The organism is Brevundimonas sp. SL161 (assembly GCF_049896985.1).
Taxonomy (GTDB): Bacteria; Pseudomonadota; Alphaproteobacteria; order Caulobacterales; family Caulobacteraceae; genus Brevundimonas.
The window spans coordinates 1-24,236 of sequence record NZ_JAFCVJ010000028.1 but is presented as its reverse complement, the minus strand read 5'-3'; the positions used below and the strand labels follow the sequence as shown (position 1 = coordinate 24,236).

The window sequence follows — 24,236 nt, the reverse complement described above, 5'->3', positions numbered from 1 at the left end:
CGGCTGCGGGCCTATTCGCGGGGATCGGTCAGAGGTTACACATCGAAGACCCTGCCGGGCGCTCAGCGGCCCAGTTCGGCCGAGACCTGAGAGAGATAACGCTCGATCCGTTTGGCGTTGGCACCGAGATCGCCTAGTCCGACGCGCGAGATCGAACGCACATCGATCTGTGATCCGGTGCCCGTGGTTGCCGGCCGCACCCGGATGATGATGTCATCCTTGAAGCCGAACCAGAAGGTCTCGGCGGTGGCTTCGATCATTCCGCTGCGTTCGTCCTCTGTTCCCAGCGTCCAACCCATGGACTGTGCGGCCTCTCGGACGGTGGCAAAGGCTGCAGGCGGCGCGACGTCGACATCCAGTGTCCGCAACGTCGGATAGGCCTCATGCCCGACCTGACCCAGGCTCTGCTGGCCGAAGGACGCAAATCTCGGTGACCGATAGGCCTCCGCGGCGCTGAGGGGGGCGGTCATGTCCAGGACGGGATTGGCATCCTCCGCCATGCGAAGCGCGAGCAGGCGAGCGCTTGGAGTGGGCGGGTCGGCGATATCGGTCGCGACGTCGTGGATCGGCGGGATATCGGCCGATTGCGACCTGACCCAGACCATATAGCCTAAACCCAGGACCGGAATGAGCAGGGCGATCGCAGCGGCCTGCCAGCCGCGCCGGGGCTTGCGGATCAGAACGGCGAACAAGGCGATCAACGCGATCACGCCAGCCGCGATCAGCAGACGCGGCCCCCACTGCACGATCAGTACCCCCAGGCCGAGCCGCCAAGACCAGAGTCCGAACTTCACGCCCAGCGCAGCCGCCATGAACCATACCGGGAGCAGCAGCGAGAGGATCAGGGCAAGGCCTGCGAGTTTCGATCTTCCGGCCATCACGATCTCCCTGTGCCCTTGGAACGGACCACGTTACCGGCCGGCGCGCCAGTGTTCGGGCAGGAGGGGAGATGAAACCGTTTGGCGTTCTCCTACGAATAAGACTGGGAATTCCTGGACCGGCCCTGTGACGCACGGCTGCGGACTGTCACAAGGATCTCCATGACGACGACCGCATCGCCTTTCGCCACTCACCGTGAGATCGCCCGTCCCGGTCTGTTCGTCGATCCTTTCGTCACGGCTGATGGGGCGTCACGCGCCGCTGTCGCCCAGACGCGGCTGGAGACCCTGTGGTTCAACACCGGGACGCTCTGCAACATCGCCTGCGCCAACTGCTATATCGAGAGTTCGCCGACCAATGACGCTCTGACCTATCTGACTGTCGAGGACGTGGCCCAGTATCTGGCCGAAATCGCCGACCACGGCCTGCCCACCCGCGAGATCGGCTTCACGGGCGGCGAGCCATTCATGAATCCCGGCATCCTGACGATGCTGCAGACGTCTCTCGATGCGGGACATGAAGCTCTCGTTCTCACCAACGCCATGCGGCCGATGCTGCGTTGGGGCGACCGGCTGGCCGATCTCGCAGTCCTTCATCGCGATCGTCTGACGTTTCGCGTCAGCCTCGATCACCACACCGAGGTCGTCCACGATGCCGAGCGCGGTTCCGGGGCATGGGACAAGGCGTGGGAGGGCCTGGACTGGCTTGGAGCACGCGACCTGCGGATTGCGGTCGCCGGTCGCCGTTTGGCCTCTGAGGGCGAGGCAGACGCGCGGGTCGCCTATGCGGACCTGTTCCGGTCGCGCGGGCTGGCGATCGACGCGGCGGACCCGGCAGCCCTGGTGCTATTTCCCGAGATGGAACCAGATCGGGCCGTGCCGGAAATCACAGAAGCCTGCTGGGGTATCCTGAACCGGGCCCCCGAACAGATGATGTGCGCCACAAGCCGCATGGTCGTGCGCCGCAAAGGCGCTGCAGAAGCCGCCGTCGTGGCCTGCACACTTACCCCCTACGATCCTCAATTCGAGATGGGTCGGACGCTTCGCGAAGCCTCAGGCCAGGTACAGCTCAACCATCCCTTCTGCGCCCAGTTCTGCGTGCTCGGGGGCGCAAGCTGCAGCGCCGGATGACGCCGCCTGTGCCATCACTAGACGACCTCGATGTCGTTATCCCGGTTCTCAATGGTGGCGATCGTCTGGTCCAGACCCTCAAGGCTCTGCCGGCGGTGCATCAGGTCATCGTCGTCGATGGAGGATCGACTGACGGCTCCGAAGTCGTTGCCGCCGGCGAGGGGGCTCACGTCCTGTTGTCGGCCCCGGGGCGTGGCGCGCAACTCGTTCTCGGGGCCCAAGCGTCCAGGGCGCAATGGCTCCTGTTTCTGCACGCCGATACCGTTCTGGATGACGCCGCATGGGCAGCGACTGCCTCCTTTATCGACCGACCAAAAGCAGCTGACTGCGCTGCTGTGTTCCGCCTCACACTCGACGACCCGGCCTGGCAGGCGCGTGTGCTGGAGCTCTGCGTCCGCCTCCGGGTCGCCTTTCTCGCTTTGCCCTACGGAGATCAGGGCCTTTTGATCCATCGTGACCTCTATGCCGAGGTGGGAGGCTTTGCCGCCCTGCCGCTGATGGAGGATGTCGATCTGATCCTCCGGCTGGGACGACGACGGCTTTGTCTACTCGACGGTGCAGCCCTGACCTCGGCCGAGCGCTGGCGGCGTCGCGGCTGGATGCGTCAGACCGCTCGCAATCTGGGCTGTCTGACGCTGTATTTCATCGGCGTCGCCCCCGACCGGATTGCTGAGTTCTATGCGCGCTGATCCCACCCAGCAGCATCTGGTCCTTTTCGCGCGCCAGCCCCGCTACGGCGTGGGCAAGCGCCGTCTTGCCGCCGACGTCGGCAATCTCGAGGCGCTGCGGTTCGCGCGCGCGTCGCTGGGTCGCCTAAGGCGCACCCTGGGATCTGACCCGCGCTGGACCCTGTGGATCGCCGTCTCGCCCGATCGACCCACCGGCTGGGCCGCGCCGGCGCGGGTGGTTGCTCAGGGGGCGGGCGATCTCGGCGAGCGCTTGAGCCGCGTCGTTCGTGCGCTGCCACCGGGGCCACTGGTCATCCTTGGAGCAGACACCCCGACCGTGACCCGGCGGGACGTCGCCGACGCCTTTTCCGCCCTCGGTCGGCACGACGCAGTTTTCGGGCCAGCGCGCGACGGCGGATATTGGCTGATCGGCCTGCACCGTCGGCTTCGCCAGCACCTGCCCTTCGACGGTGTGCGCTGGTCGACTGAACACGCTTTGGCCGACACGATGGCGGCAATGGACGGCCGAACCATTGCCCTGTTGCGGACGCAGGAAGACGTGGACGACGGCCCGTCGCTTCGACGTTACCTCAGCCGGCGCTGAACAGTCTCGGGCAGATCCCCGAAAGCTTGCGCATCAAGGCCGGGTCGCGGACGGCGGGATCGGTCACCACCGCCCGGTCCAGTCCGCTGTCGATGGGGGAGGCAGGGCGTGACTTGGGCAGGGCGCGGACCAACTCGCCCAGCATCCGCCGGGCCATGTCCGCATTGGCCCGCATCGTCGCCAAGACGTCCGTCACCTCGACATGGGCGGTTTCCGCGCGCCAGCAGTCATAATCGGTGACCATGCAGACGTTCGCGTAGGGCAGCTCTGCTTCGCGCGCCAGACGAGCCTCCGGCATGGCCGTCATGCCGATGACCGAACAGCCCCAGCTCCGGTACAGCTCGCTCTCCGCCCGGGTCGAGAACTGCGGACCCTCGATGGCGACATAGGTCCCGCCCTCCACGGTCGTCGCTCCGGCCGCCCGCGCCGCAGTGGAGGCTGCGCTCGACATGACTGGACAGACAGGATCGGCCATCGAGACATGGGCAACGAGGCCTGGACCAAAGAACGAGGACGGCCGCGCAACTGACCTGTCGATGAACTGGTCCACCACGACAAAAGTGCCGGGCGGCAGATCCTCGCGCAATGATCCCACAGCAGAAACCGAGATCAAATCCGTGCAGCCGGCCCGTTTCAACACGTCGATATTGGCGCGGGCGTTGATCGCCCCGGGGGTAATGCGATGGCCCTGTCCATGGCGAGGCAGGAAGACCATACGTACCCCGTCCAGCTCTCCCATCACCAGGTCGTCGGAAGGCGCGCCCCACGGCGATTCCACCGTCAGAGTCTTGCGGTTTGTCAGGCCGTCGAGGTCGTAAAGCCCCGACCCGCCCATCACGCCGATCACCCAGTCCTTCATTCCGTTTGTCTCCCGATCCGGCGTCAAATTACTTCGCCAAGGCCTTGTAGGACAGACCAAGCATCAGGCCGAATGCGATGTGCGAAACGATCGAGATGGTGTTCCGCGCCATAGCGAACCAAGGGAAGACTGAGGTCATGCCGTAGAAGTTGACGACGTAGAGGCCCAGTCCGACGGCGGCCCCAACAATCACGGCCATCAGCCAGCCAAAGCGACTGGCGATCAGGGCGAAGGCCACGCCGATGACGATCGACGGCATGAAGTGGACGGCCATGGCGGCCATAAGCACCATCAGGTCGAAGGTGGCCGGAGGCGGCAACACGCCCTCGCCCATGACGATGGCGGCGATCATCCGGGGCGGCCCCCAAAAACTGGCGCCGGACAGGGCCACCAGCACCATCTCCATCATCATGAAAGCACCACCAGCGATGAGGCCAGCCAGGGCGCCGGCCTTCAAACGAGACCGGCTTGAAGTTTCAACGTGCATTTGGATGGTCATGACATCTTCCAGAAGTGGATAGGGCTCGACGCCGGAGCAACCCCATTCGCGGACATGGCGCGCTGGTTACAGCCACATCCGGTTCTGAGGCATTTTCAGTCTCGAAGGCCGGCAGCGGTACTGCGTTGTCTCGGGCTAAAGCGGCGTGTTGTCGCCGAATGTTAGAATCCGCTTGTGGCGCTCGTCAGACGTTCCTTGCCAACCGCCGCTCCTGACTCAAAAGAGCGGTTGGGAGTGTCTGCTTCCAGGCTTTGACCTGATCCGATGCCCGGTTGGGGCTCGCGCAGGACTTCTGTCGCACTGCGTTTGCGCTTGACCTGTCGATCAATCGAACCGAAACGGTCGATATGCACATGCGAACCAACCTCATTATCTGCGTTGCAGTTGCTGCACTGCTCGCCGCCTGTGGCCAAGATGGTGCCCGCCCCGCCGCGGGGACCGATGCGGGTGTGGTCAATCTCTACACCGCACGCCACTACGACACCGACGACGCCCTCTACGAGCGTTTTACCGAAGAGACCGGCATCCGCGTCAACGTCATTGAGGGCAATGCCGATCAGCTGATCGCCCGGATGACCAGCGAGGGTTCGGCCAGCCCCGCCGACCTGTTCGTCGCCGCCGACGCCGGTGCCCTGTGGCGGGCCCAGAGCGCCGACCTGCTGCAGGCTACGACGTCCGAGGAGCTGAACGCCGCAATCCCCGCCAATCTGCGCGACCCGGAGGGACGCTGGTTCGGCCTGAACCGCCGCGCCCGGATCGTCGCCTACGACTCCAACAAGGTTCAGCCGGCCGACATCGACACCTATGAGGAGATCGCCTCGCCCCGGTTCCGGGGGCAGCTGTGCGTGCGCTCGGCCGACAGCGTTTACAACCTGTCGCTGGTCGGAGCGCTGATCGAGGCCTGGGGCCCCGAGAAGACCGGCGAATGGGCCCGTGGCGTCGTCGCCAACATGGCCCGCCGGCCCGAAGGCGGCGATCGCGACCAGATCCGCGCCGTCAACGCCGGGGTCTGCGAAATTGCCCTGACCAACAGCTACTACTATATCCGCCTGGCCAACGGCGAGGATGCCGCCGATCGCGCGGTGACCGAGAAGGTCAAGCTGGCCTTCCCGTCGTTGGATGGGCAGGGGGCGCACGTCAATATCTCGGGCGGAGGCGTCGCCGCCAATGCGCCGAACCGGGACAACGCCGTCCGCTTGCTTGAATTCCTCGCTTCGCCTGAGGCCCAGACGATGGTCTCGGCGGGCAACAACGAGTATCCGGCCAGCCCGAACGTTCCCGCCCCCGCCCCGACCGATGCATATGCCGACTTCACGGCCCATCCGATGTCGGTCGCGACATATGGTCCGCGTCAGGCCGAGGCACAGAGCCTGATGAGCGCGGCGGGCTGGCGATAGCCTCCGAGGCGCTTTCCACGCCCCCTGACCGGCGCGCTCCTCGCGTTGGCGGGCTCACGATGCTGAGGCTGCTGGCCTGGCTGGCCGCTGGCGTCGCCGTCGCCCCGTTGATCGGGGTGATCGCTGCAGCGTTCGGGGATGGCGGTGCCGACATCGCCGCCTCCGACTTGGTCCGGTATGCACTGACCTCGGTGGCCCTGGCCGTCATGGTCGCCGTGGCCACCGCAGTGATGGGGTCGGTCTCGGCCTGGCTGGTCGTCATGCACCGGTTCCCCGGCCGGACGGTGTTTGCCTGGGCTCTGGCCCTGCCGTTGGCAGCCCCCGCCTTTGCCGTCGCCTATGCCTATGCCGATCTGTTCGATGTGGCGGGAGACCTGCGAACCTGGATGCGGGCAGTACCCGGCATCGACTGGGGCCCCCAGATGCGCAGCCTGCCGGGCGCGGCCTTCGTGCTGTCGCTGGCCTTCTATCCTTACGTCTATCTGACCGTACGCGCCGCCTTGGTGAACCAGTCCAGCCAGGCGATGGAGGCGGCGCGCAGTCTCGGCTGTACCCCGATCCAGGCGCTGTTCCGCGTCGGCTTTCCACTGCTGCGCCCGGCCCTGGCCGCCGGCGTCGCCCTGGCGGTGATGGAGACCTTGGCCGATTTCGGCGCGGTCCAGTTCCTCAGCGTCCAGACCCTGACCACCGGCGTGGTGCGGTCTTGGTTCGTCTATGGCTCGCTGGAGGCCGCGGCCCGGCTGGCCCTGCCGCTGCTGGCGGCCGCCGCCGTCCTGCTGTGGATCGAGCGCCTCAGTCGCCGGGGCCGCGTCGATGAAGCTGGGCGCGCCCGCTGGCGTCCCATCGAGCCCGCGCCGCTAAGCACCGGGCGCGGCGTGCTGGCCTTAGTTTTTTGCGCCGGCCTGTTGACGCTGGGGCTGTTCCTGCCCGTCGGATGGCTGGCCTTCAACGCCATCGACATCGCCCCGGACTGGAGCCGTCTGACCCTCGCCGCCGGCCACAGCCTCGGTCTGGGCCTCGGCGGAGCCATCGCCACGGTCGCGCTGGCGACCTGTCTGGCCCTCAGCGCCGAGCGGATGCCGGTCACCGCCCGGATCAGCAGCCTGGGCTACGCGACGCCCGGGGCGGTCATGGCCATCGGCCTGCTCGCCCCGGCCTCCATCCTCTGGCAGAACGTTCCCGGCGCGGTGTCGGGTTTGGGCGCCGGGCTGATGTTGCTGATCTACGCCTATGCCGCGCGGCTGATGGCGGCGGCGCTGGAACCGGTCGAGGCCGGTCTGACCCGTGTCACTCCCTCGATGGTCGCCGCCGCCCGCACTCTGGGCAGGGGCGAGACCGGAGCCGCCCTGTCCGTTCGCCTCCCGATCGCGGCTGGTGCCCTGCTGACCGCCACCCTGGTCGTCTTCATCGATGTGGTGAAGGAACTGCCCGCGACCCTGATCCTGAGACCCTTCAACGTCGACACCCTGGCCGTCATCGCCGACAACTACGCGCGCGACGAACGCCTGCCCAACGCGGGTTGGCCCAGTCTGATGATCGTCGGCCTGACCCTGCCCGCCGTGATCTGGCTCACACGCAAGATCACGGCCTCGCGCCCCGGAGACCCGCATGGCCACGCCTGACGCCATCGTCTCGGTCACGGGGATCAGCCGCGCCTATGGCCGCAAGATCGCGGTCGACCATGCCGACCTGACCCTGTCGCGCGGCTGCATCCTGGGCCTGCTGGGCGCATCGGGCTCGGGCAAGAGCACGCTTCTAAGAACCATCGCCGGCCTTGAGTCCGTCGATGCCGGCACGATCGCGATCGACGGGCAGATCGTCTCGAAACCCGGTCGCATGACCCCGCCGGAGGCCCGCCGCGTCGGCATGGTGTTCCAGGACTTCGCCCTGTTCCCGCACCTGACTGTGGCCCAGAACGTCGGCTTCGGGCTGAAGGGTCACCCCGACCGCGACGTCGTCGTCGCCAACCTGCTGGAGCGCCTGCGTCTGGCCGACCGGCACAAGGCCTTCCCCCACGCCCTGTCGGGCGGCGAACAGCAGCGCGTCGCCCTGGCCCGTGCCCTGGCCCGCGATCCCGCCGTCATCCTGCTGGACGAGCCTTTCTCCAGCCTGGACGGATTCCTGCGGGCCGAGGTGCGCGAAGACCTGGTCCAGGCTCTGCGCGACAGCCGCACGTCAGCCATCGTCGTCACCCACGACGCCGAGGACGCCATGATGATGGCCGACGACCTCGCCCTGATGGACGCGGGTCGCATCATCCAGACCGGAACGCCGCAAGACCTTTACGCTCACCCAACCTCGGTCGCAGCGGCCCGGCTGCTTGGTCCGCTCAATCTGGTCGTCGCTCGGGTGAGTGAGGGCGTCGCAACGTCCGTTCTGGGCCGGAAGGCATTCAGCGCGCCCGATGGGTCGGCATGGATGGCAATCCGACCGACAGATCTCAAACTGACCGGACCGCAGGATGGTATAAGAGCCCGCGTGGTGTCGGTCAGCTTTGCCGGGGGCTTCAACGTCGTCAGGGCAAGGACCGGCTCCGAAACGCTGTCGCTACATCTCACAGGCCAAGCGCCTCCAGTAGGGGCTGCGGTCGGTGTGGTGGTGGATGCCGAACGGCTCATGATGCTGCCCGTCTCATGCGATAACGTCCGGCAATGAGCGGTCCGGGTTGCTCGGCACGTTTCGAGTAGATTTGGTGATTGAATGTCGCCTTCTGGGTAAGTTGGGAAAGTCCGGAAGTGGCGCTAGCCGAAGCTTGATGGGTTCGGCAGCGGAAGTCAGCTTCCCACCCCTCAAGGGCATCGGGCGTGTCGGCTTTCCGCCGTGACTTCGATAGCCGCTACCGACCCGTTGTGGATGTTCGACGCACGAACCTCGCGGGTGCCAGTTGGCGCTAGCCTGACCCGTCTGGCCAGCATGGTGCTCGTCTGGGTGTGGATTGGCGTCGAAATCGGACCCATCGAGAGGCAGCCGGTCTCGCCTCGAAATATTAAGCTTATTCAATATGTTATTTTATATCAAAAGTGGGGTCCCGCCTTCAACGCTGACCAACAACCTTAGCTGGGAGCGATCATAAGTTCATCAGGGCGCTCTCGCTGGCCGCAGGATTTGTCGTATCGGCGAGTTGCGGGAACGGATGGTCGTCGACTACGGTTTAGATTCTAGCCTGGCGCATCAGCTATGGGCGAGCACCTATCCATGAAAACGATGCAGTCAGCGAACGCTCCGGACCGGCCGGTGTGGGATGATCAACACCTGCGTCTGGGGGTGGAAGCCGCTGGCGTCGCCCTCTGGTCGTGGAACGTCGATACGGATCGCCTTACGATGGATCAGTCAGGATACGATCTTTGGGCCGTGCCCACGACCACCGAAGTCACCTTTGAAGACCTGTCCGCCCACATCCATCCGGCTGACCGGGATAGGGTCAGAGCCGGCTTCAATGCGACGCGGGGCATCGTAGGCCCTTACGAGATCGATTTCCGCATCCTGATCAAGGAGGAGGTCCGCTGGGTGTCTGCTCGGGGACGCGGCGATGATGAGGGCATTCTCAATCGGGTAATGTTCGGGATTTTTCTGGACGTCACTGGCCGTAAACAGGCCGAGGAAGCCAACGAGTTGTTGGCGGGCGAGATGAGCCATCGGGTCAAGAACCTCATCACGATCGCCGGGGCGCTCACGACAATGACGTCGCGGTCGACCGAGACCAAGGAAGAGATGGTCAGCGATCTCACGCACCGGCTCGCCGCGTTGGGACGCGCGCATGATCTCGTTCGACCTGTCCCGGGCCAGACGGAGAACGCAGCTCTTCTCGGTGATCTGCTCTCGGTCCTGCTGACGCCCTACGATGATCTGGGGGCGTTCAGCGGGCGCGTTCGGGTTGCCGTGCCCAGAATGGGAATTGGGGAAGTCTCGGCGACCAACCTGGCGTTGGTGCTGCATGAACTGGCGACCAATTCTGTCAAATACGGTGCGCTTTCGGTGCCGACTGGACTTCTCGATGTGGCCTGCCAGATCGATGAGGATGAGGCGGTCATCGTTTGGACCGAACGGGGCGGGCCTCCATGCGTCGCCCCAACGTCCACGAGCGGCTTCGGGAGCAAGCTCTTGAACCGCATAATGACCCACCAGTTCGGCGGCTCGATAGCGTATGACTGGCCCAGCGAAGGAGCCATCGTGACGCTTCGCCTCAAGGCTACGCGGTTGGCTCTTTAGGCGTTCCCAGACCAGCAAGCACCCAGGCGCCGGATGGCGGCAACGGGTGGATACTGTTGAAAAAGTCCGGTGACCGTTGAAACGACGCAAACCGCGTGCTGGCCGCCAAATCCCGCTCTTGTCAATCGGCGTCCAAAAGGGACCCCCTTGTGAGGTCCAGGATGGCAGTGACGGACGCACCGATTGCGGGGCTTGGGGCGTAGGGAGCGGTCGCAGTCGGCCAGAGGCGGATGTCATCCGCAGCTTCTCGCGCCGCGGTCGCGCCTCGTCCTCTTCCAGCAGCTCATCAAGTCTGGCCTGGAACGGCCCCAGCCTCGGCAACGGCTGCACCGCCCGTCGATAGGCGAACTCCGCATCCGGCTCCCGGATCGCCTTGCGCACCACCTTGCGCGACAGTCGAAGGTCCCGCGCGATCGCCTTGATCGCCTTCCCGGACGCAAACTCGCGCCGGATCCTCAACACCGTCTCCAACACCAACATCCCGAACTCGCCGCCTGACATCCGCCAAGCAGCCATCGTTAGACATCAGGAATGAGGGGGCCTTATTCGACGCCGATCACCCCGCTAACGGGGTCCCTTTTCCACGCCGATCCACATCCCGCTCTTGCGAAATCAATCACTTAGTTTTTCGTAACGGTGCCAGATCGGGTAAAAAAGCCCGATCACGTGAGGCTTGCGGACTGCTTCAAAAGTATCGGTGGAAAGCGGACATCACGGGCATCACGATGTAACCTGCCGGGAGATTTGAGCGAAAGAGGATTGGAGCTAACGTCCAGCCTCTCCCACGAATACAGGCCCTATGACTCGTTTCCGGCGTAGCCTTTTGGCCTTGATCAGTGCGACGTTTGCGCTCTCTTCGATGCTGTTCGTGGCGACGGTCACGCTGGCGTCGAGCACTCTCGCGAGTGAGGCACCAAGCATGGTGATGTCATCGGCAATGCCATGCGAGCCCGACAAGCCAATCTGTTCAACAGATTGTGCCGTCTTGTGTCATGCACTTCTCATCCAGTTGCCTATGCTCGCTCGGCCTGAACCCGCCTCCAGAGCAAACTATCGGGTCCGTAATACGTCGCTGAGGTCGCTCATGGTTGAAGCAGAAGACCCGCCACCCCGATGAATTTCGCAGATCGATCCAAAAGCTTTTTTCCAAATTATCGAAACGGATTTCACTATGAAAAGAACTTTGACGATTGCAGGTCTCCTGCTTCTGGCTTCCGGGACCGCCGCCTTCGCGGCTTCGCCCGATATCGTCATCAGTGCTGTGGCTTCTTGCTGCGATGCCATCGCAGCCTGCTGCGGCGGCATGATGCCCTGCTGCCCATAGACTAACCTGAACTCACGGAAGGAGCACCCGGTCGAAAGGCCGGGTGCTTTTTTTATGGCCCGTCACCGGACCTATTCAATGTCTGCAACGGGTCGGATGGCGACCTGGGCTGTTGATCGGCGTTGAAAACGGGACTTCACCGGATATGAAACAATACATTGAATGAGCTTGATATTTCGGGGCGAGACGTGGGCTTCGACAGAAGCCTGTCAGCACACGTGCCAACGTATTGTTGTATAGCGAGTTCAACTAACTAGGCTGCGTCTCGATGGGGCCCGATTTCGACGCCGATCAACAATCCCGACAGCGCCTGACATCCAGGCACCTTATTCGAGCTGCTTGTAATATGTCATCGCTATTACATTTCTACGTTCGATGACGACTGTTTGTTTAAACTGCGACCTAAATACGACGGTCTCCAGACAAAACCATTAAAAACTCGTAATTTCATTGGCGGTCCGAAGTTGACCGAGGGTAGCGTCCTCGGACGCGCGTGGCTCAGGCAGTCGCGAATCCATCCACGGTGAAGCTTGAAGCTTGGCCAATGTTCGGGAGTACGATTTTGAGGAAGCAGCCCATTCGCCAGCGAATGCTCACCACCACAATGATGGGCGGCGTTGCCCTAATCGCCATGGCCGCTGTTCCGGTGGCCGCTGTCGTAGCCATGCCGACGACGGCCGTGGCCCAGGACTTCAGCTCCGGCTCCCTTGAAGGCGTTGTTCGCGATGCCTCGGGCAGCCCCGTCTCTGGGGCGGCCGTCTCGGTGCGTTCCAACGAACAGGGCGTGACGCGGTCGCTGACCACGGATACGGCCGGCCGTTTCCGCGTGCCCCTGATCCCGATCGGCGCCTACACCGTGACGATCACGTCGCCCGGCTACGCGCCGATCTCCCAGTCCGCCGCCGTCGGCCTGGGTGGCGCGTCCGGCTATGAGTTCAGCCTGAATGCCGAGAGCGCTGATGGCGCGACCAACCTTGACGACATCGTGGTGACCGCCGCGCGCCAGACCCTGGCCTTCAACGAGACGACCGCCGGCCTGGTGGTCAACCTCGAAGAGCTGGTCAAGACCGTGCCGCTGGGACGCGACATCACCTCGGTGGTGCTGCTGGCACCGTCGACTATCCAGGGCGATTCGACCTTCGGCAACCTGCCGGCAATCGGCGGGTCTTCGGTGGCCGAGAACGCGTTCTATGTGAACGGCCTGAACATCACCAACTTCGACAACTATATCGGTGCCTCGACGGTGCCGTTCGACTTTTATCGTTCGGTCGAGGTCAAGACTGGCGGCTATCCGGCCGAGTTTGGGCGCGCCACCGGCGGTATCGTCAACGCGGTGACCAAGTCCGGTTCGAACGACTTCACCTTCGCCCTGCGCGGCAACTATTCGCCCGACTCCCTGCGGACCCAGTCGCGCGACACTTACCAGGCCCGGAACGAGCTCGACGAACGTGACAACTATTCCTTCACCGTCGAAGCCGGCGGGCCGATCATCCGCGATCGACTGTTCATCTTCGGTCTGGCCCAGTTCCAGGAAACGGAGAACTTCGACGCCAGCATCACGGGGCGCACCGCGACGCTCCAGCGGCAGGACGACCCGTTCTACGGCGTCAAGGTCGATGGTTACATTACCGACGACCACCGCGTCGAGCTGACCTATTTCGACACCACCCGCGAGACGGAGAACTTCACCACCTCCTTCGACCCGGCGACGGACGCGGCCGGCACCTATCCCGAGCTGCCGACGATCAATGAGCTCGGCGGCGAAAGCTATGTGCTGCGCTACACAGGCCAGTTTACCGACTGGTTCACCCTGTCGGCCGCTTACGGCCGTAACGAGGACCGCGACAACGGCATCCCCGCACGCACTGACATTCCGTTCGTCCAGGATGCACGCGCCGCGGGTCGCAGGACCAACCCGCGGCCTTTGTTCCGGGCCAGCCCCAACCAGCCCGCAGCGACCGTCAACGTCGCCCAAACCAGCCGGACCTTCTACCGCGCAGACGCTGACTTCTACTTCTCCTTCTTCGGCGATCACCACGTCCGCGCCGGCTATGAGCTGGAAGAGACCGAGCTGGACAAATCGGCGTTCCGCACCGGCCAGTTCGGTGCCAACCTGGTTTATCGTCGCGCCGTTCCCGGCACGCTTCAGGCCATCGGCGGCAACCTGCGTCCCGGTCAGGAATACGTCGAGTTCTCGACATTCCGCTCGGGTGGCAGCTTCACCGGCGAGAACGAAGCTTTCTACATCCAGGATTCCTGGGATGCGACCGAACAACTGACGCTCAGCCTCGGTGTGCGTCTGGACAAGTTCGCGCTCAACAATGCGGCCGGCGAAGAGTTCATCGGCTTCGACGGAGAGCTCGGTCCGCGCCTCGGCTTCACCTTCGATCCGGGCAACGACAACCGCAGTCGCGTCTATGGCTCCTACGGCCGCTACTATCTGCCGGTCGCGTCCAACACCGCCTTCCGGGGTGCGGCCAACGAACTGTTCTTCAGCCAGTTCTACCTGTTGAACGGCTATACCCCAGTCGCGCCGGGTACGTTCACGGGAAACACCGAGAACGCGGACGGCGCCGCTATCCTCGCGCAGCGTCCCTACAGCGCCGACGGTATCCCGCTGCAACTGGGAGCCCAGATCGTGAATTGGAGAGGCGCGGTCGCTTGCCCCGCCGGAGCTGGTGGCCCGGCTCCGGTCGGCTCACTGGGTTGCCGTGTCACGGGCGACGGCACGGTCAAGGACAGCTCGTCTTTCGCAGCCAAAAACCTGGAATCGACAGCGCTCGACGAGTGGCGTCTGGGTTACGAACGTCGTCTTGGCGATCTTTGGACGGTGGGTGCCGAGTTCACCTACCGCGACCTTATCCGCAACGCCGAAGACGTGGCGATCGACGCCGCCGTTTTGGCGCTTTGCAATCGCGAACGGATCGTTGGTTGCGGTAACATCTACACCGGTTTCCACCAGTACGTGCTGGTCAACCCCGGCGCGGCTTCAGAGATCCTGCTCCTAGACCCCCTGCCAGGTGAAACGACCCGCCGCACGGTCAACTTCTCGGCCGCAGACCTGAACTATCCGGAAGCCAAGCGTGAATACACCTCGCTGGCCCTGACCTTCGAACGCGCCTTCGACGGCATCTGGGCGCTGCAAGGTTCCTGGACGATCTCCAAAAGCGAAGGCAACACCGAAGGCTATGTGAAGTCCGACAACGGCCAGACCGATGCGGGCATCACTCAGGACTTCGACCAGCCGGGTCTGACGGACGGCGCGGAAGGGCTGCTTCCGAACCACCGCCTGCATTCGATCAAGCTGTTCGGTTCGTACCAGCTGACCGACAACTTGCTCGTTGGCGGCAACCTGTCGATCAACTCGGGGCGCAAGTTCGGCTGCTTCGGCGTCCACCCGACGGATGTGTTCGCTCAAGCCTATGGAGCGGCGTCCAACTTCTGTCAGGGTTTATCAGTTCCGCGCGGCACGGCGAGGACCAGCGATTGGATCCAGCAGTTCGATCTGTCGCTTCGCTACACGGTGCCGGAATCGGCCATCCCGGGCGATCTCGTCCTGCGGGCCGACATCTTCAACGTCTTGAACTTGCAGGGCGAGACCGACCTCAACGAGTTCGGTGAAGACAGCGCACTGACGCCAGACCCGAACTACCTGAAAGCGATCAGCTACCAGCAACCGCGCTTCGTGCGTCTGGGCTTCGACCTGACGTTCTAGGTTCGAACGAGCTGATGCGATGAAAGGGGGCGGCGGATTTTCGGGTCCGCCGCCCTTCGCCTCGACCGGGACGACCTTGCGAGCCCCTGAAACGACTGTTACCCGCTAGCCATGACCCCAAAGGATGACCGGCCTCCGCGGGCGCGGATCGAGGCGGCGCTCATGGCCGCCAGGGCCGGCGACGGTGACGGCGCGGCTGCGATATTGACGCGGCTGGTCGAGGACGCCCCTCCGCTGGGCCCGAGCTGGGGTCCCGTCTCACGGCTGGCTCTCACCCTGGGCGGGACCTCGACGGCCATCGCGGCCGCTGGGTACCTTGCCAATCTGGACCGTCTCGACCTGCCGGCTCGCCTGAACCATGCGGCGATGGTGGCCCAGTATGGGGACGGTGCCGAGGCCCGCGATCTCGGCCTAGCCATCGTGGCCGATCACCCGAACCAGCCGGCCGCCTGGCATTTTCTCGGCAGTTGCCGGGCCACGCTTGGCGATGCAGAAGGAGCGATCGTCGACTTCCGGCGCGCCATTGCCGCCTCGCCGGATCCCTTTGCCGTGGCCCCCAGCTGGCTGGCGCTCGCCGGGGCCCGGACGTTCGAGGCGGAAGAAGACGACGACCTGAACGCCATGACGGATCTGCTGGAACGCTGTCCCCCTGCCGGCAGCGCCCTGCCCGAGGCTCAGGCAGTGCTCTACTATGCCGTGGCCAAGGCCCGAGACGACCTAGGGGCGATCGATGCCGCCTTCGACGCCTATGCCCGTGGTGCCGCTCTGGTCTCGGCGACCCGCCCGGACGAGCTCGCCGGTTCTGCGGCCTTCGTCGATGCGGTCATCGCCGGTTCCGCGAGCGAAGACCTGACGCGCTGGCCCGCGGGCATCGACAGCGATCGGCCGATTTTCGTCCTCGGCTTGCCCCGGTCAGGCACGACGCTGGTGGAACAAATCCTGGTCAATCACAGTGGGGTGGCCGGTGGAGGCGAGCTCAATCTGTTCCGTGCGGCCGCCATGCCCATCGGCGGGTTCTCGCCCGCCGCGATCAACGCCTTCGCTACAGCTCGCCCCGACGGGTTCGCTGCCATCGGCCGGGCCTATCTGCGTATGCTAGGCGACCGTTTCGGGCCGGAAGGACGGGTGGTCGACAAGACCCTGAATCACAGTCGCTATCTGGGGCTCATCCACCGCGTCCTGCCCCGGGCGCGTTTCATCTGGCTCAGGCGCGAGCCGGGGGCCACGGCCTGGTCGGCGTTCCGGACCTGGTTCGCCCAGGGCGTAGACTGGAGCTGGTCGCTGGAGCGGATCGCCCGATATTTCGACGACGAGGACCGCTTGCACGCGCACTGGAGCGAGGTGATAGGCGATGCGATCCTGACTGTCCCCTACGAGGCGCTGACGCGTGATCCGGGACCGTGGATCGCCCGCATCATCGACCACGCCGGCCTGCCGCACGAGCCGGGCCTCGACGCGTTCCACCAGACCGACCGGGCCGTGACGACCGCCAGCTTTGCCCAGGTGCGCAGGCCCATCTATACCACCTCGGCCGAGGCGTGGCGTCGGTACGAGCGGCACCTGAAACCGTTCTTCGACGCCCGCACTATTCGATGACCGCAGCAGACCGGGCCGAGGGGGTCCTACAGCCTAGGACCGGCCAAGCGTCAGGCTTTGGAAGTCGGCCGAACCGATGTCCGTTGTCCACCGGCGCTGTTGAAAAAGTCCGCGAGCCTGTCGTGATCGTTCTTTGTGGGCCAACTGGGCACCGTTGCGAAACGCTGCGCGATTGATCTCGCTAAGGCGCGATTTCGGGGGCAGAACACCGTTTGCGCCGTTTCAGCCTGTGGATCGGCGTCGCAGTTTGAGCCCGTCGAACGAGCCTTAAGTGGCTGAACTAGCACAAGAAAGGCACGTTTGCGCGCAAGTTAATCGGCGTTCTCGGGACCCCGCATCGTCCCCAAAAGTGAGTTAGTTCGATGAGTTAGTTCGATTTCAGTAGGGTCCTGCGGTGAAAGCCGATGCACACACTTAAGGCTCGTTCGATGGGCTCCAACTGCGACGCCGATCCATACCCCAAGGCCATGCCAGTTATGCTGACGACGGAGGAGGAGCGCGACGTCTGGATGCGCGCGCTCTGGAACGAAGCGAAGGCGCTGCAGCGACCGTTGCCCGACGGGGCGTTAGCGGTCGTCGGCGGCTAAAACGGCGAAAGGCCCGCTGGCGGATGAAGGTGCGAAGGAACTTCTGGCTGGCCCCGCGGACCACCGGGGTCACGATGATCGAGAAACCCGTCGCTCCGCGCAGCGGCTGGTCGCCGAGCCAGAACCGTTGGACCAGATTGCCGACATGGGCGGCCGGTCGACCATCAGGGCCGTCGATGACCCATCCCGCGGGCGTATCGGTCCCGACGCGCGCCGGGTTGTCGTGCAGCCATCGCCAGCCGGCCAGGGACCGTTCGGGCCAGCCCACGTGACGGTGTAGCGCTTGGATAGCGGGAAAGTCAGTCTCGGACGTAGGTCGAATAATCATGCTGGGCTTTTGTCTCATCGTGGATGTTGATCGTGACCTTGACCCCGATGTTGGACCGGGCTGAGCCGGAACGTCTCGGTGGTTGGGCGCCGGACGGGCCATGTGGCCCGGCGCCGTTCATGAGCTCGATCGGGCACTTGTCGCCGATCGAGCTGTGGGGCCGTTCTTCGTTGTATTCTCTAAGCCAAGCCTCGCATTTTCGCCGGGCGTCGTCGAGGGACAGGAACCAAGCCGTGTTCAGGCATTCGGCCCGGGCCTTGCCGCTGCACGACTCGGCGAAGGCGTTGTCTGTCCGCTTGCCCGGCCGGCTGAAGTCCAGGGTGACGCCATTCTGGAACGCCCATAGATCCAGGTCCCGTGAGACGAACTCGGGCCCATTGTCGACCCGGATCGTTCGAGGATAGCCGGTGACCGCAGCCGCCCGATCCAGCGTTTCGACGACGTCCGGCGCAGTAGGAGAAGCGGGGATCAAGCGCCGGGGAGAACCGACTGAACAGGTCGATGACCGCCAGGATGCGGATCTTGCGCCCGTCGAACAACTGGTCGTGCAGGAAGTCCATCGCCCATATGTCGTTGGCCAGTGTCGCAGCCTGACCAGCATGAGGTAGCGCGAGCGACGCTCGACCAGGGAGGCGACGTAGCTGTTGCGCGAACCACTGACCAGATCGCCTTCCCAATGGCCGGGGACAGCGCGGTCCTCGACGCAGGCGGGCCGTTCGCTGATGGAGACGGCGTCTTTGATCTGGCCGAGGCCTTGACGCTTCAGGCTCGCATGCCGGGAACGCCGGATGGTCCGCCGGGCTCTGAGGTGATCCAGAAGTTCCTTCTTCAGCACCCCTCGGGTCTGGATGAACAGGCTGCGATAGATGGTTTCGTGCGACACCTGATTGTGCGGCTCCCCGGGCCAGGTGCGCTTGAGCCAGCCGGCGATCTGCTCGGGCGACCAGTTCCGCCGCAGCTTGGCCGATACTGTCCGGGCCAGATCGGGTCGGCAAGCCAGCTTGCAGCGTTTGGGGCGCCGTGCCCGGTCCCACGCCGCCTGATCAAACCGTGTCGCCCGATACCGCTCAGGCCCGCCGTTGCGATGGACCTCACGGCTGATCGTCGATGGTGATCGACCCAGCGACCGGGCGATCCAGCGCATCGAGCAACGTGTGCTGAGCCCTCGCGATATCTCCTCGCGCTCGCCCAGACTGAGCGCCAGATCCGCCCGCTTGCGGTCCGGCGGCCGGATACCGCCCGTCGGCGAAAGCACCGAGAACACCGACGAGGACTACCGATCGAACCGTCGTCCGATCGAACTCATCGACTCGCCGGCCTTCCAGCGATCCCAAATCTCAGCCCGCTGAGCCGTCGAATAGTAGATCCGCCGCCGCTGCTTCATGACCCACGCTCCATCTCCCAAGGAAAGGTAGCGTGTTGCGTTCACCGGTTGAGCCCACCGTGGAAAGCGGACGTGGGCGATCGAATCGAAAGCGGAGGTGGCCCTTCTAGCGTTCCAGGAAGCGTTCGGAATGAAAGAGTCGTTTTACAGGCACATACGAATCGCCTTGGGATAAACTATTGTTTGGCCTACGGCTGGCCCAAGCGCGCTGCACCGGCGCGGGGAAGACACCCACAGCATGCCGCCGTCGATGGTCGTCACCGACCTCAACGCCCCTTGCGACGCCAAGCCAGCATTTATGGGTCTCGCAGGCCCGATTGTGATTGACGCCGGTGGCGAGAACTTCCGCCAGCGCATTCGGTCTGAGACCAGAAGCGCTCACGACGTCGTCGACGATGAGATGTCGCTGTTCGACCTCCGAGGCTCCGAGGCATACGGCCAGTTCCTGGCGCGCCATGACCACGCCCTCGCGGTTCTCCGGTCGCAAGTTCGCGGCGAGGACCATTCGGACATTCAAGCTATGGCGGACCGCGTCCGGGCGGACCTGCGCATTCTCGGGTTTGAACACGCAGAGGTCACCACCAGCCCCGAGCGCCTCGACGGCTTCGGCGTTTCGTATGTTCTCCGGGGATCACGAATGGGGACTCGGGTGCTGCGTGCCCGCATCGGCCTGGGACTGCCCACGCAGTATGTGGATTTCACTCCGAGCCTGGTCTGGCGCGATTTTCTAAGTGAGCTTGAGGCCTATGCGGCTGAAGGAGGCGAGGCCGTTCAGGGCAAGATCGTGCACGCCGCACAACGCGCTTTCGAGGCGTTCGGCCCATTGCAGACCTGCCAGGCATGACGAACCCGCCCCCTGATCTGAGCATCTGCGACCGCGAGCCCATCACCCGGTTGGAGCGCATACAGGGGTTCGGGTTTCTGATCGCCCTGACGGAAGACTGGATCATCGTGCGAGCGTCCGCCAATCTGGAACAGTTCGTCGGTGTAGCCGCCGCCGACGCCATCGGCATTCCAGCTTCGGCCCTTCTGACGAAGAACGCACTCCACGACATCCGCAATCGGCTGACGATGCTGCATCCGGCGACGGGCAGCGAGCGCCTCTACGATCTCAGGCTGACAAGCGATGGCTGTCTATTCGACGTCGCGATCCACTATGCGGGCGACCTGCTGGTCATCGAGGGGGAACCTTCGGGTGCGGAGACCCAGCTGAATGCGGCCTCCCTGGTCCGCTCCATGTCCGGCCGCCTGAGTTCGCAGACGACGATCGAAGCATTCCATCGCGACGCGGCCCGCCAGGTTCGGGCCATCACGGGCTTTGATCGGGTGATGATCTATCGCTTCGATGGCGAAGGTGTGGGCGAAGTGATCGCCGAAGCGCTCAGGGCCGGAATGACGCCCTTTCTCGGGCTGCATTTCCCTGCGTCCGACATCCCGGTCCAAGCGCGCGCCCTCTACCTGCGCAACGCCTTTCGCATCATCCCCGACGTGGCGGCCGCCGCTGTGGATCTCCTGCCGCGCGCGGCAAAAGAACCGCTGGACCTTACGCTGGCCTTCACCCGCGCCGTTTCGCCGGTCCACATCGAATATCTGCACAACATGGGCGTGGGGGCGTCGATGTCGATCTCGATCATCGTCGCCGGGCGTTTTTGGGGCCTCATCTCGTGTCACCACGACGCAGCGCGTTTGCCAGGCTTCGTTCTGCGGAGCGCGACTGAACTTTTCGGCCAGATGTATTCGCTGATGCTGGAAAATCGATTGCGGGAGGCGACCTCGGTCACCGACCAGACGGCACGCGACCTGGCCGACCAGATGATCACCACCATCGCTGGAGACAGTTCAAAGCTCTCAGACGCCCACTGGCTGCAAGAGGTCACGCGCGAGATTATCGACAGCGACGGTGTGACGGTTTGCTCGAACGGACGGCTCACCTCCAGCGGGTCCACGCCGACCTACGACCAGGTCCGGGAACTAGCGCGCTTCCTCGACGCGGGCTCACCTAACCGCATTTTCCACACCGACTGCCTTGATGGGATCGGCCCGATCGGGATCGCGCCTTCGGACGCCGCCGGCATGCTCGCCATTCCGATCTCCCGCTCTCCACGGGACTACATCCTGATGTTCCGCCGCGAGCGGCTGCATCAGATCGAGTGGGGCGGCGATCCGGCCAAGGCCATAGTCGAAGAGGACGGCGCTCTGCGTATGTCGCCGCGCAAGAGTTTTGCCGCCTTCGTCGAGCAGGTGAAAGGCCGGGCGAACCCCTTCACCAAGAGCGAGGTTCGCATCGCCGAAAGCGTTCGCTCGGCCTTGATCGAAGTCATCGTGCGCTTTTCCGAGCAGGTCGGGAGCGAGAGCAAGCGCACCTTGGAGCAGCAGGAACTTGTGATCGCAGAGTTGAACCACCGCGTCCGCAACATCCTCGCCCTAATCCGGGGCCTGATCAATCAGACCCAGGCGGAGGGGCTCGAGACCGCCGACTATGTTCAGTCGTTGGGCGGCCGGGTTCAGGCCCTGGCGCGAGCGCACGATCAGATCACGCGTCACAACTGGGGCCCGGCCCTACTAACGGCGCTGTTCGGTGATGAGGTCACCGCCTATGTGCCGAACAAGACGGAGCGGTTCATCGTCCGGGGCCCTGCGATCGCACTTCAGCCTCAGGCCTATTCGACCTTGGCGCTGGTCGTCCACGAGCTGGTGACCAACTCCTGCAAATACGGGGCCCTGTCCGACGGCGGCGACGTCAAGGTGGACCTGAATCTGGAACCTGAGGGCGATCTGCACATCGCCTGGCGGGAGACCGGAGGGCCGATCGTCGTGGCTCCGACGCGGCGAGGCTTTGGATCGGTAATTATTGAGCGCACGGTGCCGTTCAACCTTCAGGGTCAGGCTGAGGTGCGCTATCTCCGGATGGGATTCGAAGCCGACTTCGTGATTCCACGGGAATACCTCGCGTCGTCGGACAGCATTCCGGGTCCAGCCCCGGCGGAAGAGGTCATTGTGGCCTCGCAGACCGGCGGAGAGGCCCTTCTCGCTGGGAGAACGGTTCTGCTGCTCGAAGACAACATGATCGTGGCCCTTGAAGCGGAGGACACCCTCTTCGATCTTGGAGCAAAAACCGTCTGGGCCGCCTCCACCCTGCGTGAGGCCGACGCCATCTTTGCGCGTGAACCTATCGATCTAGCGATGCTCGACATCAACATCGGCCTGGACACGAGCCTGGAGCTCGCAGCGCGGCTTTCTGCGCGAGGCGTGCCCTTCATATTCGCCTCTGGCTACGGAGACGATGTGCGCTTCGCCGACGGTCAAGCAGTGGTGCCCATCGTCAGAAAGCCCTACGACGGTGAACATATTCGCAGGGCGATGGCGATGGTCTTGGCGGCCCCGAGACGGGTGCTCGCTTAGGCATGGTAATGTGCAGTAGGAAGTCCGCTTCGGAAACAACGTTGGCAGATTGCCCCTGTCCCGCTTTAAAGGGTGGATGAGAAAAACACAGCTTATGGGCCGTCTCGCCGCCGAATATCCGCATCTAGGCATGGAGGGGGCGCGGCGCGTAGTTGAGACGATCTTGGGCAACATCGAAACCGCCCTAGGTCAAGGTAGGCGGATCGAACTGCGAGGCTTTGGGATATTCACGCCTCGTGTCCTTGCTGAGCGAGCGGCTAGGAGCCCACGGTCGGGGGAGGCGGTCACCGCGCCAGCCACCACGAGCACAACTTTTCGAGCGGGAAAGCGCCTCAACGAGCGTCTGAACCGATCAGTCACCTCTGATTGACGGCTATCCGCCTCCCTAGCGCTGTTTTCTCAAAGCCTGTCCGCTTTCGGCTCGGATGTCTTTGACCGTTTCCGACCCATAGGAGCCGTCGGTGATGACGGTGCGGGATAAACGCTCGGCTTTCCAGCTCTCAGGCCTGGCAGAAGACAAGTTTCATTGGATGGACGGGGAGCAACGGATACCCGGCTGCGCTATGGCTGAGCTCGAGCGAGAGCCTAGGCTTGTTTCCCGGCCGACCGATCCAGCCCCCGTTCCAGGTCGGTCGGGAAACTGAGACCTCGCGCGGACGAATACGTCTTTTGGCCTCCGGTCGCCGCTGCTCCATGTCCGGTCACCGAAGCTGATTTTGGCCAAGTCCGCTGCTGTGTCGGCGAACTAGGTCCGCCTTTTGCCCAAGGGCCCAGGTCGCAATTCGACCCCAAGGCGACGTTGCGCCGAACGGCTAGTGCAAGCAGCGGCTGAGGTCGCAACGCCATGCCTAGGGGCCGTCGATCGGCGTCGAAATGGGCCTTTCAGACGCCGATTGACACGGTAGCGGTCTTATACCCGTCGCCCAAAAGCCGACATTCCGGACCCTGCTCACGCCGTCGCGATGACTGCTCACAATGCGTTTCGCGAACGCGGCGACGCCGTTCATGAGCTTCTGTCGGGCGGCAGACTTAGGAACAGTTTTGAGCTTCGACGATTGTTGGAAAATGCCCCGATATTACTTCGATACGTTAGACCGCGAACAGGTCACTGATGACGAAGGCGAAATCCTCGCCGACGACCAAGCTGCCAAAGTTATGGCCGCAGAAATAGCCTCTGAACTATCCCTAGTCCGAGTCGCCCACATATGGGCGGGCGAACAGTTTAAGATCGTGATCCGCGACGAAACGAAACTGGTCATCGGCTGGCTCGCGGTATCGGCAGAGACGGCCTAAGGGGGCCCGCAGGTCGGAATCGGGAGCGGACGGTCGCCTTGCAGCGAGGAATTTCTGGTCGCCGAAGACGGCTTTGCCGGGGGTAGGAATGCCACCCAACGTCGCCACCCTTACCGAAACCAGGCTCTTGAAATAGTCACAGGACAGCGCCGGTTAGGCCAGCCTCACACGTGAAGCGGTATCGTCAACCCCGCTGTGCAGGTCGGCGCACTTCAAGGTCGGCGAGTAATCGCTCATTTCGCTTCCTAGGTGGTGTGGACAAAGTGTCTGATCCACAGTCGGATGGATGCGACGACGACGAAGCCGAGGAAGCTGTCGGCGGTCTTGTCGTATCGGGTAGCCAGTCGTCGGCTGTGTTTGAG

17 protein-coding genes and 4 pseudogenes are annotated in these 24,236 nt (G+C 63.9%); 14 read left to right on the top strand and 7 right to left on the bottom strand.

All coding sequences use genetic code 11. From position 1 onward, the window contains the following. Window positions 1-62 precede the first annotated feature (62 nt). Window positions 63-878, bottom strand: coding sequence for a DUF1499 domain-containing protein (locus ACP7AU_RS14985; RefSeq protein WP_426039725.1), 816 nt, complete (start codon window positions 876-878; stop codon window positions 63-65). A gap of 162 nt (window positions 879-1,040) precedes the next feature. Here ACP7AU_RS14985 and ACP7AU_RS14980 point away from each other — a divergent pair, with 162 nt between their 5' ends. The 3 genes from ACP7AU_RS14980 to ACP7AU_RS14970 are packed head-to-tail and all read left to right on the top strand — an operon-like array spanning window position 1,041 to window position 3,281. Next, window positions 1,041-2,009, top strand: a complete 969-nt coding sequence (locus ACP7AU_RS14980; RefSeq protein ID WP_426051923.1) for a radical SAM protein — start codon at window positions 1,041-1,043, stop codon at window positions 2,007-2,009. Beyond that, window positions 2,006-2,698, top strand: coding sequence for a TIGR04283 family arsenosugar biosynthesis glycosyltransferase (locus ACP7AU_RS14975; RefSeq protein ID WP_426051922.1), 693 nt, complete (start codon window positions 2,006-2,008; stop codon window positions 2,696-2,698). Before ACP7AU_RS14980 ends, ACP7AU_RS14975 begins: the two co-directional genes overlap by 4 nt. Beyond that, window positions 2,688-3,281 (top strand): TIGR04282 family arsenosugar biosynthesis glycosyltransferase, encoded by a 594-nt coding sequence (locus ACP7AU_RS14970; RefSeq protein WP_426051921.1) that lies wholly within the window; start codon window positions 2,688-2,690, stop codon window positions 3,279-3,281. Before ACP7AU_RS14975 ends, ACP7AU_RS14970 begins: the two co-directional genes overlap by 11 nt. Here the strand turns inward: ACP7AU_RS14970 and mtnP are convergent. Both mtnP and ACP7AU_RS14960 read right to left on the bottom strand, forming a co-directional pair. Then, entirely contained in the window at window positions 3,268-4,140 is an 873-nt protein-coding gene (gene mtnP, locus ACP7AU_RS14965) for an S-methyl-5'-thioadenosine phosphorylase (RefSeq protein WP_426039732.1), read from the bottom strand. The genes ACP7AU_RS14970 and mtnP overlap by 14 nt on opposite strands. Before the next feature lie 28 nt (window positions 4,141-4,168). Beyond that, the gene (locus ACP7AU_RS14960; protein ID WP_426051920.1) at window positions 4,169-4,639 is read right to left on the bottom strand and encodes a hypothetical protein; all 471 of its coding nucleotides are present in this window, start codon (window positions 4,637-4,639) and stop codon (window positions 4,169-4,171) included. 353 nt (window positions 4,640-4,992) lie between these two features. Between ACP7AU_RS14960 and ACP7AU_RS14955 the strand changes: the two genes are divergently transcribed. From ACP7AU_RS14955 to ACP7AU_RS14940, 4 genes are all read left to right on the top strand, one after another. Further along, complete coding sequence (locus tag ACP7AU_RS14955; RefSeq protein WP_426051919.1) at window positions 4,993-6,036, top strand: extracellular solute-binding protein; 1,044 nt, start codon at window positions 4,993-4,995, stop codon at window positions 6,034-6,036. 59 nt (window positions 6,037-6,095) lie between these two features. Beyond that, entirely contained in the window at window positions 6,096-7,658 is a 1,563-nt protein-coding gene (locus ACP7AU_RS14950; protein WP_426051918.1) for an ABC transporter permease, read from the top strand. Then, on the top strand, window positions 7,645-8,691 hold the full coding sequence (locus ACP7AU_RS14945; RefSeq protein ID WP_426051917.1) for an ABC transporter ATP-binding protein: 1,047 nt from the start codon (window positions 7,645-7,647) through the stop codon (window positions 8,689-8,691). Before ACP7AU_RS14950 ends, ACP7AU_RS14945 begins: the two co-directional genes overlap by 14 nt. A gap of 540 nt (window positions 8,692-9,231) precedes the next feature. Continuing rightward, window positions 9,232-10,245 (top strand): sensor histidine kinase, encoded by a 1,014-nt coding sequence (locus tag ACP7AU_RS14940; RefSeq protein ID WP_426039740.1) that lies wholly within the window; start codon window positions 9,232-9,234, stop codon window positions 10,243-10,245. A 231-nt stretch (window positions 10,246-10,476) separates the two neighbouring features. On the opposite strand, the pseudogene ACP7AU_RS14935 reads toward ACP7AU_RS14940, so the two are convergent. Further along, window positions 10,477-10,725, bottom strand: a pseudogene (locus tag ACP7AU_RS14935) (IS21 family transposase); the annotation flags it as partial. A 1,433-nt stretch (window positions 10,726-12,158) separates the two neighbouring features. Between ACP7AU_RS14935 and ACP7AU_RS14930 the strand changes: the two are divergent. The 3 genes from ACP7AU_RS14930 (at window position 12,159) to ACP7AU_RS14920 (ending at window position 17,467) form a co-directional block, all read left to right on the top strand. Next, window positions 12,159-15,284 carry a TonB-dependent receptor gene (locus ACP7AU_RS14930; RefSeq protein WP_426051916.1) on the top strand — a complete coding sequence of 1,042 codons (3,126 nt, stop codon included), beginning with the start codon at window positions 12,159-12,161 and terminating at the stop codon, window positions 15,282-15,284. A 162-nt stretch (window positions 15,285-15,446) separates the two neighbouring features. Next, the gene (locus ACP7AU_RS14925) at window positions 15,447-16,880 is read left to right on the top strand and encodes a tetratricopeptide repeat-containing sulfotransferase family protein (protein WP_426051915.1); all 1,434 of its coding nucleotides are present in this window, start codon (window positions 15,447-15,449) and stop codon (window positions 16,878-16,880) included. A 428-nt stretch (window positions 16,881-17,308) separates the two neighbouring features. Next, the gene (locus ACP7AU_RS14920) at window positions 17,309-17,467 is read left to right on the top strand and encodes a hypothetical protein (RefSeq protein ID WP_426051914.1); all 159 of its coding nucleotides are present in this window, start codon (window positions 17,309-17,311) and stop codon (window positions 17,465-17,467) included. A 419-nt stretch (window positions 17,468-17,886) separates the two neighbouring features. On the opposite strand, the pseudogene ACP7AU_RS14915 reads toward ACP7AU_RS14920, so the two are convergent. Then, window positions 17,887-18,370: pseudogene (locus ACP7AU_RS14915) on the bottom strand (integrase core domain-containing protein); the annotation flags it as partial. An 11-nt stretch (window positions 18,371-18,381) separates the two neighbouring features. Further along, a pseudogene (locus tag ACP7AU_RS14910) lies at window positions 18,382-19,179 on the bottom strand (IS30 family transposase); the annotation flags it as partial. A 238-nt stretch (window positions 19,180-19,417) separates the two neighbouring features. Between ACP7AU_RS14910 and ACP7AU_RS14905 the strand changes: the two are divergent. The 4 genes from ACP7AU_RS14905 to ACP7AU_RS14890 all read left to right on the top strand — a co-directional run bounded on the left by ACP7AU_RS14905 (window position 19,418) and on the right by ACP7AU_RS14890 (window position 23,874). After that, entirely contained in the window at window positions 19,418-20,023 is a 606-nt protein-coding gene (locus tag ACP7AU_RS14905) for a biliverdin-producing heme oxygenase (protein ID WP_426051913.1), read from the top strand. Continuing rightward, on the top strand, window positions 20,020-22,581 hold the full coding sequence (locus ACP7AU_RS14900) for an HWE histidine kinase domain-containing protein (RefSeq protein ID WP_426051912.1): 2,562 nt from the start codon (window positions 20,020-20,022) through the stop codon (window positions 22,579-22,581). Before ACP7AU_RS14905 ends, ACP7AU_RS14900 begins: the two co-directional genes overlap by 4 nt. Window positions 22,582-22,657: 76 nt before the next feature. Further along, window positions 22,658-22,951 carry an HU family DNA-binding protein gene (locus ACP7AU_RS14895; RefSeq protein WP_426051911.1) on the top strand — a complete coding sequence of 98 codons (294 nt, stop codon included), beginning with the start codon at window positions 22,658-22,660 and terminating at the stop codon, window positions 22,949-22,951. A 605-nt stretch (window positions 22,952-23,556) separates the two neighbouring features. Then, window positions 23,557-23,874, top strand: coding sequence for a DUF6894 family protein (locus ACP7AU_RS14890; protein WP_426051910.1), 318 nt, complete (start codon window positions 23,557-23,559; stop codon window positions 23,872-23,874). A 245-nt stretch (window positions 23,875-24,119) separates the two neighbouring features. On the opposite strand, the pseudogene ACP7AU_RS14885 reads toward ACP7AU_RS14890, so the two are convergent. Then, window positions 24,120-24,236 (bottom strand): annotated as a pseudogene (locus tag ACP7AU_RS14885) (IS5/IS1182 family transposase); the annotation flags it as partial.

What these genes read in the sequence shown, in the direction of transcription:
- ACP7AU_RS14930 (WP_426051916.1), top strand. Translation starts at nt 12,159, where the DNA reads ATGCTCACCACCACAATGATGGGCGGCGTTGCCCTAATCGCCATGGCC.
- ACP7AU_RS14975 (WP_426051922.1), top strand. Translation starts at nt 2,006, where the DNA reads ATGACGCCGCCTGTGCCATCACTAGACGACCTCGATGTCGTTATCCCG.
- ACP7AU_RS14985 (WP_426039725.1), bottom strand. Translation starts at nt 878, where the DNA reads ATGGCCGGAAGATCGAAACTCGCAGGCCTTGCCCTGATCCTCTCGCTG.
- ACP7AU_RS14920 (WP_426051914.1), top strand. Translation starts at nt 17,309, where the DNA reads ATGGGCTCCAACTGCGACGCCGATCCATACCCCAAGGCCATGCCAGTT.
- ACP7AU_RS14950 (WP_426051918.1), top strand. Translation starts at nt 6,096, where the DNA reads ATGCTGAGGCTGCTGGCCTGGCTGGCCGCTGGCGTCGCCGTCGCCCCG.
- ACP7AU_RS14895 (WP_426051911.1), top strand. Translation starts at nt 22,658, where the DNA reads ATGAGAAAAACACAGCTTATGGGCCGTCTCGCCGCCGAATATCCGCAT.
- mtnP (WP_426039732.1), bottom strand. Translation starts at nt 4,140, where the DNA reads ATGAAGGACTGGGTGATCGGCGTGATGGGCGGGTCGGGGCTTTACGAC.
- ACP7AU_RS14900 (WP_426051912.1), top strand. Translation starts at nt 20,020, where the DNA reads ATGACGAACCCGCCCCCTGATCTGAGCATCTGCGACCGCGAGCCCATC.
- ACP7AU_RS14890 (WP_426051910.1), top strand. Translation starts at nt 23,557, where the DNA reads ATGCGTTTCGCGAACGCGGCGACGCCGTTCATGAGCTTCTGTCGGGCG.
- ACP7AU_RS14940 (WP_426039740.1), top strand. Translation starts at nt 9,232, where the DNA reads ATGAAAACGATGCAGTCAGCGAACGCTCCGGACCGGCCGGTGTGGGAT.
- ACP7AU_RS14980 (WP_426051923.1), top strand. Translation starts at nt 1,041, where the DNA reads ATGACGACGACCGCATCGCCTTTCGCCACTCACCGTGAGATCGCCCGT.
- ACP7AU_RS14960 (WP_426051920.1), bottom strand. Translation starts at nt 4,639, where the DNA reads ATGACCATCCAAATGCACGTTGAAACTTCAAGCCGGTCTCGTTTGAAG.
- ACP7AU_RS14970 (WP_426051921.1), top strand. Translation starts at nt 2,688, where the DNA reads ATGCGCGCTGATCCCACCCAGCAGCATCTGGTCCTTTTCGCGCGCCAG.
- ACP7AU_RS14925 (WP_426051915.1), top strand. Translation starts at nt 15,447, where the DNA reads ATGGCCGCCAGGGCCGGCGACGGTGACGGCGCGGCTGCGATATTGACG.
- ACP7AU_RS14955 (WP_426051919.1), top strand. Translation starts at nt 4,993, where the DNA reads ATGCGAACCAACCTCATTATCTGCGTTGCAGTTGCTGCACTGCTCGCC.
- ACP7AU_RS14945 (WP_426051917.1), top strand. Translation starts at nt 7,645, where the DNA reads ATGGCCACGCCTGACGCCATCGTCTCGGTCACGGGGATCAGCCGCGCC.
- ACP7AU_RS14905 (WP_426051913.1), top strand. Translation starts at nt 19,418, where the DNA reads ATGCCGCCGTCGATGGTCGTCACCGACCTCAACGCCCCTTGCGACGCC.